The organism is Flavobacterium sp. FlaQc-48, from assembly GCF_044007335.1.
Classification (GTDB): Bacteria; Bacteroidota; Bacteroidia; order Flavobacteriales; family Flavobacteriaceae; genus Flavobacterium.
The window spans coordinates 100,028-114,728 of the sequence record NZ_JBIPCR010000013.1 but is presented as its reverse complement, the minus strand read 5'-3'; the positions used below and the strand labels follow the sequence as shown (position 1 = coordinate 114,728).

Annotated in this window: 10 protein-coding genes; 3 read left to right on the top strand and 7 right to left on the bottom strand. The window is 34.6% G+C overall.

Annotation, left to right across the window (positions count from 1 at the left end; genetic code table 11):
• Nucleotides 1-67 precede the first annotated feature (67 nt).
• The gene (locus ACHRWY_RS19125) at nt 68-523 is read right to left on the bottom strand and encodes an Lrp/AsnC family transcriptional regulator (RefSeq protein ID WP_133509395.1); all 456 of its coding nucleotides are present in this window, start codon (nt 521-523) and stop codon (nt 68-70) included.
• A gap of 358 nt (nt 524-881) precedes the next feature.
• Between ACHRWY_RS19125 and ACHRWY_RS19120 the strand changes: the two genes are divergently transcribed.
• Nucleotides 882-2,084 carry an aminotransferase class I/II-fold pyridoxal phosphate-dependent enzyme gene (locus tag ACHRWY_RS19120; protein WP_395356814.1) on the top strand — a complete coding sequence of 401 codons (1,203 nt, stop codon included), beginning with the start codon at nt 882-884 and terminating at the stop codon, nt 2,082-2,084.
• A gap of 213 nt (nt 2,085-2,297) precedes the next feature.
• Here the strand turns inward: ACHRWY_RS19120 and ACHRWY_RS19115 are convergent, their stop codons facing one another.
• The 3 genes from ACHRWY_RS19115 to ACHRWY_RS19105 all read right to left on the bottom strand — a co-directional run bounded on the left by ACHRWY_RS19115 (nt 2,298) and on the right by ACHRWY_RS19105 (nt 8,635).
• On the bottom strand, nt 2,298-3,392 hold the full coding sequence (locus ACHRWY_RS19115) for a DUF695 domain-containing protein (RefSeq protein ID WP_395356812.1): 1,095 nt from the start codon (nt 3,390-3,392) through the stop codon (nt 2,298-2,300).
• A 138-nt stretch (nt 3,393-3,530) separates the two neighbouring features.
• A complete protein-coding gene (locus ACHRWY_RS19110; protein ID WP_395356811.1) occupies nt 3,531-5,465 on the bottom strand; it encodes an amino acid permease in 1,935 nt (644 codons plus the stop codon).
• 263 nt (nt 5,466-5,728) lie between these two features.
• Entirely contained in the window at nt 5,729-8,635 is a 2,907-nt protein-coding gene (locus ACHRWY_RS19105; protein ID WP_395356810.1) for an FAD-binding and (Fe-S)-binding domain-containing protein, read from the bottom strand.
• 370 nt (nt 8,636-9,005) lie between these two features.
• On the opposite strand from ACHRWY_RS19105, the gene ACHRWY_RS19100 reads away from it, so the two are divergent.
• Both ACHRWY_RS19100 and ACHRWY_RS19095 read left to right on the top strand, forming a co-directional pair.
• Nucleotides 9,006-9,359 (top strand): hypothetical protein, encoded by a 354-nt coding sequence (locus ACHRWY_RS19100; protein WP_395356809.1) that lies wholly within the window; start codon nt 9,006-9,008, stop codon nt 9,357-9,359.
• 98 nt (nt 9,360-9,457) lie between these two features.
• Nucleotides 9,458-10,165: a hypothetical protein gene (locus ACHRWY_RS19095; protein WP_395356808.1), complete on the top strand. Its 708-nt coding sequence runs from the start codon at nt 9,458-9,460 to the stop codon at nt 10,163-10,165.
• Nucleotides 10,166-10,346: 181 nt separating this feature from the next.
• On the opposite strand, the gene ACHRWY_RS19090 is transcribed toward ACHRWY_RS19095, so the two are convergent.
• The 3 genes from ACHRWY_RS19090 to ACHRWY_RS19080 form a co-directional block, all read right to left on the bottom strand.
• Nucleotides 10,347-11,756 (bottom strand): hypothetical protein, encoded by a 1,410-nt coding sequence (locus ACHRWY_RS19090; RefSeq protein WP_395356806.1) that lies wholly within the window; start codon nt 11,754-11,756, stop codon nt 10,347-10,349.
• Between the two features lie 10 nt (nt 11,757-11,766).
• The gene (locus ACHRWY_RS19085) at nt 11,767-12,954 is read right to left on the bottom strand and encodes a hypothetical protein (protein WP_395356805.1); all 1,188 of its coding nucleotides are present in this window, start codon (nt 12,952-12,954) and stop codon (nt 11,767-11,769) included.
• Nucleotides 12,955-13,622: 668 nt separating this feature from the next.
• The gene (locus ACHRWY_RS19080; RefSeq protein WP_395356804.1) at nt 13,623-14,039 is read right to left on the bottom strand and encodes a helix-turn-helix domain-containing protein; all 417 of its coding nucleotides are present in this window, start codon (nt 14,037-14,039) and stop codon (nt 13,623-13,625) included.
• Between the last annotated feature and the right edge of the window lie 662 nt (nt 14,040-14,701).

Sequence of the window (14,701 nt, the reverse complement as noted above, 5' to 3'; positions counted from 1 at the left end):
CCCTCAAAATCTTAGAATCATAAAAAAAGCCTCTGAGCCTTTGCACCTCTGAACCTTTGCCCCTTTCTCAAAAAATCACCGTCGAATTCTTCACTTCACTAATCATAAACATGCTTTGTGTGCTTCCGATGTGTTGTAACGAGGTGAGTTTGGTTACAAGAAATTCTCTGTATTCCTCCATATCTTTCACTAATACCTTTAAAATATAATCGTAATCACCACTAACGTGATGACATTCGAGAACTTCGTTGAGTTTTATGACTTCGCTTTCAAATTTGGTTAGGAATTCTTTGGTATGCTGAATGAGTTTTAAGTGACAGAAAACTACAAATCCTTTGTCGATTTTGGTTTTATCTACTAATGCCACATAGTTTTTGATTATGCCTTCCCGTTCTAATTTTTTGATGCGTTCGTAAACTGCTGTTACCGAAAGATTCAGTTTTAAGGACAATTCTTTGGTTGTTTTTTTACTGTCGGTTTGTAGTAAGACCAGGAGTTTTTTATCGGTGGCGTCTAAAGTCATTTTTAGGGTTTATGGGTTGTTGTTGCGATGTAAGAAAATCTATTGATTTGGATTTTCTAAATCAAATTTAGATAAATAATCTTAAATAAGCCATTTGTATAGTTTTAAAATCTAATTATCATCTGTACTGTTGATTAATTTTCTCAATAAACGTTATTTTGAATAGAATTTCTTTTGAAAATGAATCTCCTGACCCCGATAGCAGCGACATCTTTTTATGATAGGTTCAGCATAAAAGAGATAGCAGATAGCAGGACAAAGGCGATAGCGAACTGATGCAGTAAATAGCTCCTAAAATCCAGGTTGGAATTCTGCAAGCAAAGAACTTGAAACAAACAAAAACTTGAAACTAAATAAAATGAAAAACTTTAACCCAGCAGACAAAATTCAGGATTTGCAATACTTTGGTGAATTTGGCGGTGTGAACCCTTCGATTTCTGATTCTTCGACTTATACCTTTCTTTCGGCAAAAACGATGTTTGATACTTTTGAAGGGAATATGGAAGGCTGCTATTTGTACTCACGCCATTCTTCGCCTAGTAATTTGTACTTAGATCAGGCTTTGGCGGCGATGGAAGGAACAGAAACAGCCAATGTTTCGGCTTCAGGAATGGGCGCAATTACGCCTACACTATTGCAATTGTGCGGTGCGGGCGACCACATCGTTTCGAGCCGAACGATTTATGGAGGAACTTATGCTTTTTTGAAGAATTTTACACCTCGTTTTGGCATTGAAACCAGCTTTGTAGATATTACCAAACTGGATGTTGTCGAAGCGGCAATTACAGCAAATACAAAAGTTTTATATTGTGAAACGGTAAGTAATCCGTTATTAGAAGTAGCGGATATTGCGGGTTTGGCTACAATAGCTAAAAAACATAATCTGAAACTGGTGGTCGATAATACGTTTTCGCCTTTATCCGTTTCTCCGGCAAAACTTGGTGCTGATATCGTAATTCATAGTTTGACAAAGTATATTAATGGCAGCAGCGATACAGTGGGCGGCGTAACTTGTGCCTCTAAAGAATTTATCAATTCACTGAAAAACGTAAACTCAGGCGCAAGTATGCTTTTAGGACCAACGATGGATAGTTTAAGATCTGCAAGTGTGATGAAAAACCTTCGCACGTTGCATATCCGAATCAAACAACACAGCCACAATGCTCATGTGCTGGCTGACAAGTTCGAAAAAGACGGACTTAAAACGGTTTATCCGGGATTAAAAAGCCATCCGAGTCATGATTTGTACAAAACTATGATTAATCCTGAATATGGTTTTGGCGGAATGCTGACAATTGACGTTGGAACTTTGGCTAAAGCCAATGAATTAATGGAATTGATGCAGGCCAGAAACCTGGGTTACCTGGCGGTAAGTTTAGGATTCTACAAAACACTATTTAGTGCTCCGGGCACTTCGACTTCAAGTGAAATTCCGTTAGAGGAACAACACGAAATGGGATTAACTGATGGGTTGATTCGATTCTCGATTGGTCTGGATAACGATATTGAGCGTACGTATCAAATGATGAAGGCTTGTATGGTGGAACTTGGGGTCTTGTAAAGCTAATTTCACAGAGAGTTTACACAGAAAGAGAGATACATAAAAGTTATTTTACGCAGATTTTGAAAGATTCCGGCAGATATAAACAGATCTTATTTATTACGATCTAAATTAAACCTGTGGGAATCTGCAAGATCTGCGTGAAAAAAACCTTTTTTAACCTGCTGTAAAACAAAACATCCGTTCTGAAATCTATCAGAACGGATTTTTACTTTATCTTGGTCCGTAATGACTAAAGGATTTCCAATACTTATCCTTATAGATTTCATAACTTATTTCAAACGCCTTACTATGTTTTTTTATTAATGTATCTAAAACTTTGGGCGGTTTTCGGAAATCTTTACAGGCAAAAAAGATTTCCCGTTTATTATTTGCTGTTTCGCGTCCAACATTTAAATATCCCTCTGAATCGGGTAAACTTAACATTATTTCCTCTTCGATTTTATCTAATTGTTTATAGGTTTCCTGATCAGGCATACCACTTTCGTTTGTTTTTTTAAATGGAATTTCAACTATCAAAATCCAGGGATGTGATGCTTTTTTATCCCATTCTATAAGAGTTGTATTGATCACTGCTAAAATAATTCCACCCTCATTTGTTTTTCCTTCAAAACTTCCGTAGCCATCATTTTCAGTATCATGTCTGGTACCTTCGTATTTTTCGATAAACTCTTTTTCTCTCCAGATTAAATAGTCTTTTAATTTTTCGACTGGAATTAACTCTTCAACAATTTCATGGTTCCCGGTCACATTCATTTTATCTATTAGCGTAACAGAATGCAATTCTCCCAGGTAATTATCAAGAAAAATATAAACCCCATTTGTTATGGCTGCTTTTTTGCTTTCTTCAAAATGATCGTAAACAATGGTCAAATCAATTTCGTCGGGATAACCTTTATGGATATTAGGATAAAATTTTAAATTATCTTTATTAAAATCAAAATTTTCATAACTGATTCCAACATCTTTAATATCTGAAGCAGATTTAAGGGCAGTAAACTTCCAGCCTTCTATTTTTGGGGCCGCATTTACCAGCTCTTCAATCACGTATATATTTTTAATTGCTCCGTCAGGGGTTAAAATCAATTCGGCAGTCTGATCATTAAACATTCCTGTCAAAAAATAAATTCCGGGGTGAATTTCATTCAGTTTAGGAGCCAGTTTATCAAAGAAACCTGCATGTATATTTTGACCACTTTTTACAATATTAAAAAACTCTTTTTCATTTTTTAAAAACCAATTCCAAAAATCATCATACGAATCTATTGGGGATTGTTTTTTACCCAATATTTTATCAAAAAAACTCATGTATAAAAAATTAAATTTAAAAATTTACGAAAAACAAACCTAAGAAAAAACGTTCAAAAAATAGCGTATTATATAAAAAAAAAGCATAAAAAAAAGCCGTTCATAATTTGAACGGCTTATCACTTTTAACTCTTCACTTTATAACTTCTCTACAAAGTTTAGTTTGCTGTTTTTTCGACTATAGGTAAAGTAAATCAACAATCCGATTAGCAACCAGATGGTGAAATAAATCCAGTTCCAGACACTTAGTTCGGCCATCATGTAAAGACAGCAAATAAGTCCTAATAACGGAATTAAAGAAAGGTTTTTTCTAAAAGCCCAAACGGCTAATCCCGCTAAAACGAATAAAAATATCCACATTGGGATTTTGTGTTTGAACAAACTAAAACCTGATTCGTATTTTAGTGAATCCTTGATTGGCAATCCTTTTACTACCCCGGTATATTTAGCATCATCGTCCTGGTATTGACTCAATAAATGTTCTAAATCCGAAGTTTCGGCAGTTTTGTTCTGCACATCGATACTTTCTAAATAATGGAAAACTTTTGCTGATTCTTCTTTATCTAAAGACGTAATAATGGTCGTTGCATCGTTTGTTTGTGCTTCATTATTAATAAAAGCCATTGTTGCCTTATTGTTGAAAGCAAAAGCGTAATACAATCCGGCAATCATTAAAACCGGTAAAACAAATTTTGAATTAATATAAGGTGTCCTGAATTTTCCTCTTGGAATTTCGGGCTTATTTTGCAAGACCAAAACTCCCGCACAAACCAAAACAAAGGCAAATAAAGTCCCGATACTGCATAAATCGGTTACCATCGTTAAATTTAGAAACAAGGCAGGAACTGCTACTACAAAACCGGTAACGATTGTAGCAAATGAAGGCGTTTTATATTTTGGATGAACGGTAGAAAATTTCTTTGGCAATAAACCATCACGGCTCATACTCATCCAGATACGGGGTTGCCCCATCTGGAAAACCAGTAAAACACTCGCCATCGCAATTACGGCACTTACGGCAATAATTCCTGACATCCATTTTAAGTCTAATTTATCGAAAACAAATGCCAGAGGATCCCCAACATTTAATTCGTTGTAACGTACCATTCCGGTTAAAACCAAGGCAATGGCAATGTATAAAATAGTACAAATAATAATGGCCCACATCATTCCGCGTGGTAAATCACGTTGCGGATTTTTACATTCTTCGGCAGTTGTCGAGATCGCATCAAAACCAATATAGGCAAAGAAAACAGCCGACACACCTTTTAAAACACCACTAACTCCATTTGGTGCAAACGGATGCCAATTGGCTGTGTCTACGTAAAAAACACCTACGGCAATAACCAAAAGTACGATGCACAGTTTTACAATAACCATTAAATTACTGGCATTACGGGATTCTTTCATTCCTCTGTAAACCAAAGCAGTAATTAAAACAATAATAAACAAAGCCGGTAAATCAGCCACAAAATGGAAAGATCCAATAGTTGGTGCCGTAGTCCAGGCTGTATAGGCTGCCTGCAAAGAAGCGCTTAAATTTTCGTATGTTTTTCCGCCTTGCATTAAAGCTGTGGCATCTTTAAATCCGTTTGAAGCCGTTAGATAGTCCATCTGGATCCATTGCGGGAGATGAATTCCGCCACTCTGGAGCAGTCCCGTAAAGTAATCACTCCACGATATGGCAACCGTTATATTTCCGACAGCATATTCCATGATTAATGCCCAGCCAATAATCCAGGCAATTAGTTCTCCAAAAGCAACATATGAGTACGTATAAGCACTTCCTGAAACCGGAACCATTGAGGCAAATTCGGCATAAGCAAAAGCCGCAAAGCTACAGGCTAATGCTGTAAATAAAAACAAAAAGATAACTGCCGGGCCACCATCTGCACTGGCTTTTCCGATGGTACTAAAAATTCCGGCTCCAACAATAGCGGCAATTCCAAAAGCTGTTAAATCTCTGGTTGTTAAATGCTTTCCTAATGCATTATGACCATCTGCTTCGTTTTTTGCAACTTGTTTCAGAATATCTTCTACCGTTTTTTTTCGGAATAAACCTGATAATGCCATATGTGGTTTTGCTTTTAAAATTAATTTATTTCGGTCTTTATGGTTTTATTTTGCAAATAATGCAAAAATTATCCTGATTTCAAATATATAAAACGATTTTGTTTTAGCACATGTTTTTTTCGCCACGAATTGCACAAATTTTCCCGAATTATTTTTTCTGCCACAGATTAAAATGATTTATACAGATTATTTTCTATCAATTTCACGCAGATTTAAAAAGATTAAGCCGATTTTTTAATCTTTGCGAACTTTGCGGTTAAGACTTACTTCAGGCAATTCCTCAAAATACTCACCGGATGCTGTGCTTCTCTGTTTGTTCCGTCAAAAATTTGATGGCGGCAGCTGGTTCCTGCGGCAGCAATTTTTACGTTTTCGGCGGTGGCGCGCACTTTTGGGAATAAAGTATCTTCTCCCATTTGCATACTGACCTGATAATGTTCTTTTTCGTAACCAAAAGATCCCGCCATTCCGCAACAACCGGAATTGTAAATCGTAACCGTATTATTTTTAGGTAAATTCAGCATGGCGAAAGTCGCTTCTACCGAACTCAGTGATTTCTGATGGCAATGTCCATGAATCTTGATTTCTTTCTTTTCTTCTGAAAATGAATCCGGCGTTATTTTACCGTCAATGATTTCTTTTTTAAAGAATTCTTCGATAGTAAAGGCGCTTTGCGAAACTCTTTCAGCATTTTCTTTATCATCTGCCAAACGTAAATATTCATCTCTAAAAGTCAGAATTGCCGAAGGTTCGATTCCAATTAAAGGCGCTTTTGCAGAAACCAAATCTTTAAAGATATTTACATTGACATTGGCAATCTTTTTGGCTTCTTCCAGGAATCCTTTCGATAAATACGTTCTTCCGCTTTCTTCGTGATCTACAACAAGCACTTCGTAACCTAATTTTGTCAGTAATTCAAAAGCATCGATTCCGATATTGACATCGTAATAATTCGTGAATTCATCATTAAACAGATATACTTGTCCGTTCGGAAAATCGGTTTGTTGCGGTTTATGATTTTCGTACCATTTTTTGAAAGTTCGTTTTGCCAATAGCGGAACTTGTCTTTCCGGCGCAATTCCCATGCTTTTTTTTACCAGGGATTGGTTCGAAATAAAATTGGTGATCGACGGAAACAAACTTCCCATTTTATTCAGTTTTGCGTTGTGTGCAAAAATCTTATTTCGGGTCGAGAATCCGTTTGCTTTTTGGTATTGGTATAAAAATTCAGCTTTTAAAGTAGCAACGTCTACATTACTCGGACATTCGCTGGCGCAGGCTTTACAGCTCACACACAACTCAAAAACTTCATATAATTCTTTCTGGTCAAATTTATTTTCTTTTTCAGAATACGTCAAATATTCACGCAACGCATTGGCTCTTGCACGCGTTGTTTCTTTTTCGTTTTTGGTCGCACGATAACTCGGGCACATCGCTCCTCCTGCCGATGGCAATTTTCGACAATCTCCCGATCCGTTACATTTTTCGGCAGCACGCAAAATCCCTAAACTGTCTGAGAAATCCTGAAACGTTTTAATATCCGGTTCTACCCTGCCCGAAACCACACGATGGTTTTCATCCATTTTTAAAGCGTTTACAATCTTCCCGATATTCAAAACCGAATTCGGGTCAAACGCTAATTTGATTCTTTTCAGCAATTCGTAATTCGTTTCGCCAATCATAAACGGAATAAATTCACCGCGCACAATTCCGTCGCCGTGTTCCCCGCTTAAAGAACCTCTGTATTTTTTGACCAAAACCGCCACATCGGTCGCGATGGTTCTGAATAATTTTAAATCAGATGTTTTTTTCAAATTCAAGACTGGACGCAAATGCAGTTCTCCCGCTCCGGCATGCGCATAATAAATCGCACCTTGACCGTGACGTAACATCATGGCCGAAAACTCTTCGATATAAGCCGGTAAATCGCTCAATTCTACTGCTGTGTCTTCTATCGAATCGGCGGCTTTGTCATCGCCAACGATACTTCCTAAAAGTCCGAGGCCGGCTTTTCTAAGTTCGTTTACTTTTTCGATATCAGAACCGTAAATTTTTACAAGTGCGTAACCAAAGTTATTTTTTTCTAAATCGGCCACCAAGGCATTTGCCTGATTTTCGGCATCTGCTGCGTCATTCGAAGCGACTTCAAACATCATAATCGCTTTGGGTTCTCCAACCAAAAAGAATCTGTTTTTAACATGTTCACGACTTGTTTTCGTACAATCTAAAATTGTGTCGTCGATCATTTCGCAAGTGTACAAATGGTGTTTCATGGCCACTACAACAGATTCCAGCGATTCCTGAATGCTATGATAATGCGCCACGACCATAATATTATGTGCTGGCGGCAAATCGTCAACCTTTAACGTAATTTCTGTGGTAAAAACTAAAGTTCCTTCGCTTCCGCAAAGTAATTTTCCAATGTTAATTGTCGGTTCAGTTCCGCCAAACAAATCCGATTTTAGTAAAACATCAACAGCATAACCCGTATTTCGTCTGTGAATTTCAGGTTTCGGAAACTCTTTTATAATCTCGTCCTGCGTTGCTTTTACCGAAAGTTCGTCGTAAAGGCTTTTGTATATTTTATTTTCCAGAGTATCACCTTTGGTTTTTTCGATAAATTCAGCCGAGGTCAGTTCCTTAAAAACCACTTCAGCACCATCGCTCAAAAGCCCTTTGATTTCTACAATTTTATCGCGCGTAACGCCATAACGAATCGAAGTAGTTCCCGAAGAATTATTCCCCACCATTCCGCCAATCATACAGCGGTTTGTGGTTGAAGTATTCGGTCCAAAAAATACGCCGTGAGGTTTTAAAAATAAATTCAGTTCGTCGCGAATCACGCCGGGCTGAACCGTAACTGTTTTTTTTACCGGGTCAAAATTCAGGATTTGAGTAAAGTTTTTCGAAACATCGACCACAATTCCGTCGCCAACGGTTTGTCCGGCAAGCGAAGTTCCGGCGGTTCTTGGCGTAATCGAAATATGATGCTGCGCCGCAAACCGGATTATTTTACTAATATCTGCTATCGTTTTGGGCACGGCAACCGCTTTTGGCCGGATTCGATACACCGAAGCATCGGTCGAATAAAGCGTTTTATGAAGATCATCGTATAAAAGTGTTCCTTCTAATGACGTGGCTAATTGTTCTAACTCCTTATTTATTGACATTATGGCTGAATTTATCGCTTACAAAAATAAGTTTTTTTTAGCTACAGAGCTGCAAAGAGACAAACGTTCAGCGGTTTCTTTTCTTTGCCTTTTTTACACAATTGTTGCGGTGATCCTGGCAGAAGACTTTTGAAATCCGAAATTTGAACTTTACTTATTGGAATTTTTAGAAGCTATTCCTGCTATCCGTTACAATCTTTTGTGCCGAACCCCGGCAAAAAAGGATTTTCACTCCTATCAGGGCTAGCGCAATTGGTTTCATGAGAAAGTTCTTTTAAAAATTCAGTTTAGACAAAAAACAATTATATATTATTTTTCTTACTATTAAAACTTTCTTTTTCTATATTTGCGCTTCCTAATTTACAAAATCATGACATCTAAAAAACTTTTGCCTGTGTGGTATGGTTGCGGTATTGGAAACAACCGTAACACTTCTGTAAGTCTAGGACACCTTAGCTATACGGGTTTTATATTTCCTAAATTACAGAGTTATGAGTACAAACAACCTATCAAAAGAAGCCGAAACAAGGCTCATGAATTTTTCAAAAACACAATTGATCCGCAGGAAATAGCGAAATCTCTAAGACAAGTAAATTATGTTCTTGCTTTAGGACCTTTGAGGCAACATGAAACGCTTCAAAACGAAAAAATAAACCTGGAAAACAACTTTTATTGCCTCAATGAATTGGCCGAAATTTTGCATCCGTATCTGGATGCAGAGTAGATTTCTTTTTTTACAACTTAAACCTCGATCTTAAAAAATCGAGGTTTTTTTATGGATACAAGATTTTATCTCCCTCTTACTTTCTTAGAATAGTATAAATGTCTGATAGTGTTGTTTTAAAAACGTATTGTGACGGTTTTATGCAAAACATTGTTTTTATTTTGCTGATCAAGCATAAGTTAAATAACCGAAAAATGTTGGATACAGTGTATTGGAATAGGAGAAAAATAGAACTTGGCATGGGTTTAAAATGGTATTTTAGTATTATGCTTTTAATGCCGATAGTAGTTTATTCTCAGAAGGAAGATTTTAAGAATAAAGGATTTAGCGTTGAAGCATCAGCGATAGTCCTATTTCCATATGATTTTAAAATACCTTCTGAACATGATGAAATATCTGAAACCAGTACAAAATCCAAAATATTAGGAACAAGTGTACACTTAAATTATTACATCTCTAAGAGTTTTGCTTTTACAGCAAGTAGTGGTTATGAATCTATCAACCAGCCAAAAATTGCTTACATCCCAATTAGCAGTGGAATTAAATGGGTCCTTAACGACACAAAAGAAAGCCTTTTAACTTCTTTTGATTTTGGAGGCCATTTGGGACAAGTAGAAAAATTTGGTGTTTTATTAAGAATAGGTGTTGGATATCGATTTGTGACTGCAAAAAAAATACTTGGCGATTTTGAATTATGCTATTCTCATCAAAATTTATATAAAACATTTATCAAGCAGGATAACCGAACGATAGATTATCACAATATTGAAAGTGCCGGATTTAAAATAGGAATAGAAATATATTAAATAATTTAAACAATGAAATTATCAGAAATAATAACCTTTTGATTTGTACTAATATTTGGAACAAAGAGTATATCCCTCTGCTCGCGGGAGAGTATAAACAATAAAGAAAAGAAGCCGCCACCATATATGAGACGGCTTCTTTTTTTTTAAAAAACAATAATATTGCTTACAAAATTTTAATTTATAATTGCAAGCCTAAAACATTTATAAAAACCATTTGTTTATTAGCTTCAGTTTTCGCCAAAATTAATCTCTTAGCTTCTGGTAAATAGTTTGTAAAAGTTGTAATTATTGTACCATTATCATCTAAGTTCACTATTTTAAGGTTGTTGTCAATCGAATCGTTATTCAGTCTGTAAATTCCCGGAATTTCATATTGCCCTTTTAAAAACGTATTTATAAAATAATTTCCTTTGACATTTTTCACACCAATTGATTTATAACCTTCTCTGGTTGATCGTACATTATAATCTACCGTTCTTTTTAATTCTCCATTCAGATCAAATATTAACAAACTTGGGTAACCATTTGAGTATTCAGGAACTTTAAATGTAGAATTAGGAAAAGTAGGATCTGGTTTTGTTCCACTTTGAAAATCACAATCTACAAATAAATGAATTTCATCATTTTGTATAAACAATGAATTGAAATTAACTTTGGATAAATCTTTAATATTTCTCAAACTCTCGACAGGACTATTTTTCAAGACCGTTCCTACATTTAAATCATATACAAGAACTTTATCATATTCTCCGCGATTTATTCCGTGAGCATAATTATCAAATGCAATCAAATACTCGTTTGGACCAACAGAAAATGAAATTGGTTTTTTTATTTTAACATCTTCTTTACCAAAATCTTTATTTTCAATTGTATTTCCGTCTGCAATCGCCAGTACGTTTTGAGAACCTGTCTCCTTTGTTGTTCTTACGAAAATAAATTTTCCTCTGTCACTTAAAACAACGCTTTCTGTAAACGAGAGTAAAGGAAAAGAAACTGGCTTATTCCAAAGCAAATCTCCAGTTCTGCCGTCAATAAGGGTGCATTCATTTTCTTCGGCAATTTTTTTATTGGCAAATTTACTATAAACAACCCCTATGTAATTTTTGTTTTGCGAAACCATTGCATATGTTGTTCCTGATTTTGAAAGACTTTCAAAAGTATATTCTGCAACAAGTGCTTTATCGAACGTACCCGTTTTTTTATCAAAAGTTATTTTATGGATTTCTTTCTTTTTTGTTTTGTTTGAATAGCAATCAGTTAAAACGACTAATTTTTCATTTCCTAATTCAAAACTTCCAAGGTAATTATGTAATGTAAAAACATCTTTATATGGAAACTCTTCTGTAAATGTTTCTACTAACTGATTTTTTTGATCAAACTTTCTAATAATAATTTTGTTAGTAGCCTGCATTCCGCCGTCAACATTAATTACAGACGACATAAAATGATTGTAGTTATCTACAAGAACTACTTTCTGATCGATTTCTTTTAAATCATAGTCAAATTTGGTTCCGTATTCTTTTGTAATCTGGCTAAATCCAGACATGCCAAAGAGTAAGAAAAGAAACGATAGTATTGTTGTTTTCATATTATAATTTTTATGTAGTTTTATAAATTTGGCTTTCGATGGCTTTTAATTCTGTTTCTTCATTTGAATTTAATTTCATATAAATTAAGTTTTCCTGCATCTCATTGAGTACTTTTTCTGCATCCGTTTTTTTATCCAGGGCAAGATTCAGATTCATCAAATTAAAATAAATAAACTTTGCAATTTTAGCATTAAAATCAGCTTTTGGATCTTTAAAGTCAACCTTAGTAAGTGTTTCTTTCCAGATATCTATTCCTTTTTGCATTCCTGTAAGGGCAGCAGTATTAATTTGTGGATTTGTAGGATTTAGTTTTTTTAAATTAGTCGAAACATAAATATCTGCCTTTTCTAAATCATCATATTGCCCTTTATTTTTAACGCTTTGAAGTTTTACGCTGTATTTTATTGTTTTAAAAGCAAATGTCTGGTTTAAATATTCATTTATAAAAGCCACCACTTTTTTTAAATGCATTTGCTCTTCATAAGGTTTGTTGATATTATTTGTAGGAGACGAACTGATATATTTATATTCCTGAAAAAAAGTTTTATTTATCTTTTCTTGTCCATTTTGCTTCACAATCAATGTAGTCGGCTGGTTAGCATATGTTTGCCCGGAATTATCCTGAAAATTTGTCTTTTTTATGTCTAATGAAATAGTAAGATAATTTCCGTCTTTACTAAATCCATCAATATTTATCTGAGAAGCCAATACATTATTATCTATAATAACATAGTTCTGAAGATTGGGTTCATGATAAACAGGTTTAATAGGAGCTACATAAAGTGGCCTGTTTGGAAGAACAAGTTTAGGATTTTGGCCTTTATCTGTAAGGGTTAAACGTTCTAACAAGGAAAGCTTTTTAAATTCTTCCGATTCTGACTTATATTTAGCATTTGCTTTTGCTACATCAGCGTCATAATCGGCTAGTTTTTGCTGAAATTCTTTTTCGCTATTGGCATTTACTTTATCAAAGTTGTTTAGCTCGTTCTGAAAATCGGTTTTAGATTGAGCATAAACTTCATCGCTTGTTAAATTGTAAGGAGAACTAACTGTAACTGAATACTGACGAGAACCTGCGTCAATGATAATTTTTGGTTCTTTTAAAAGTTGATAAGGTATCAACTCTGCAGAAATACTTTGAGCATTCGAAGCAAACAACGGAAGCAGAAAGAATCCTATGAGGTAATTTAATTTCATATAATAATTTTTATTTGTTTAAAATTCCTACGAAAAAATAGCGTAATATAAAGTGGAAAACACTATAAAACATTTATTCAAAATGTTACTATTTATTATGTCCAAAAAAAACAAATATTTATGAAAGAAACTTACGGTTTTCCTCAAAATGTATTAAATAATAAAAACCAGCCTTTTTGATTTAGCCGAAAATAATTCAATCTCCCGCTGGCACTGGCATCCCGCTCATGAACTCAAAGTTTTTTTAATAGAAACGTCTTTGTAAGTAATACTGCAAACTGGAAATAAGGTTCGGCAAGAAACTATGCAGATAATGATTAAACTGTTTTACTGTATGTACATGAGGGAACACTCGCGCTACAAACACCTGAGAAACTTCTCTTTAAGGGCACGGATTGCCAATCTGCGCTATCAAACGGACACTAAAGTAACTTATCCCAAATACCAAGATTTATCCTTTAAATCTATTAAGCCCGCTATGCGAAGTCTCCCGACTTCGTACCCGTTCCAATATTTCTTTTTTAACTTCTGAACTTTTCACTAATTAAGCTGTTCTTAATGAGCATTGTCGCTGTAAAGCCAAGAAACTTTGCAGATCGGATTAATGATACAGCATAAAAAAAGAGACCCGCAAGTCTCTTTTTTATTTAATATATATTTACAAATGATTATTTATCTTTTAATATTTTTTCCAAATACTCAATTTTATCTTTTTCAGCCTGTAATAAACGCTCGTAAAGCTTTTTATTTTCTTCTATAGATTCCATTAATTTATCTAAAGGATTGAAAGTACAATGATTATTAAATGTTCCATTTCCTCCGCCGATACTATTATCATAGAAATTATTGAAATAATTAATTGCAGCTTCGTCTGAGAAATTTTTAAGAGCTTCAACACTTACTCCCAAAGCTTTTGCTACATCAATAAGTTTTTCATCGCTTATAGTTTCACTGTTTTCAATTGCAGATATTGCCTGTTGGTTGGTTCCTAAAGCTTGTGCCAAAGCTTCTTGTTTCATATCACGAAGTTCACGAATACGGCTAATTTTTCGCCCTATGTGGTTTGGTTTTGTAAGTGTGCTCATAATTCAAAGATAATAATTAAGTATAATAAAGCGCAATAGGTAAAAAACATATTTATCGCTGTACCATACGGCCAAAAATGATTTGATACTCTGCAATCTATTTCTTTCTTATCCAGGCCAACCAAAAGTACAATTTTTCTTACAATAAAAATAATGAAAATCTAATTGTAAAATGATTAACAAGTTACAACTAAAAAATGTACGCCTTATGGAAACCAATGAAATTAAAAAATTAGAGAAATTAACCCGCTGTGCGAAGCCTACCGAATTCGTAATCAGCTTTTAATCTTTAAAAAACAGCCTGTCATTTTTGCTTTATTTCTTACGGAGCATATTCTTTTTCTTTTGGAATTATACATTTGATACTTGTTCCCATTATTTTATTTAAGTTAACAATCAGGATTAAACAATTTATTTCCAAAAATAATCAACGCCTTTTTTAAAATGCTTATGTAATCACAAAGGAAACAGCAGGTTACATCACTAAACAGGTTTACTGGTATTATTCTTCTAAATACAACTTTGCTTTTTTTCGTGCTTTATAATACTTTATCAAAAGCGCAATAAACCCTGAAAACAAATTAAGTAAAATCATAAATAAACAGAACTGAAAACCGAACAAATTCTTAGCTATAATCAAATCTAATTTGGTAGATATAATC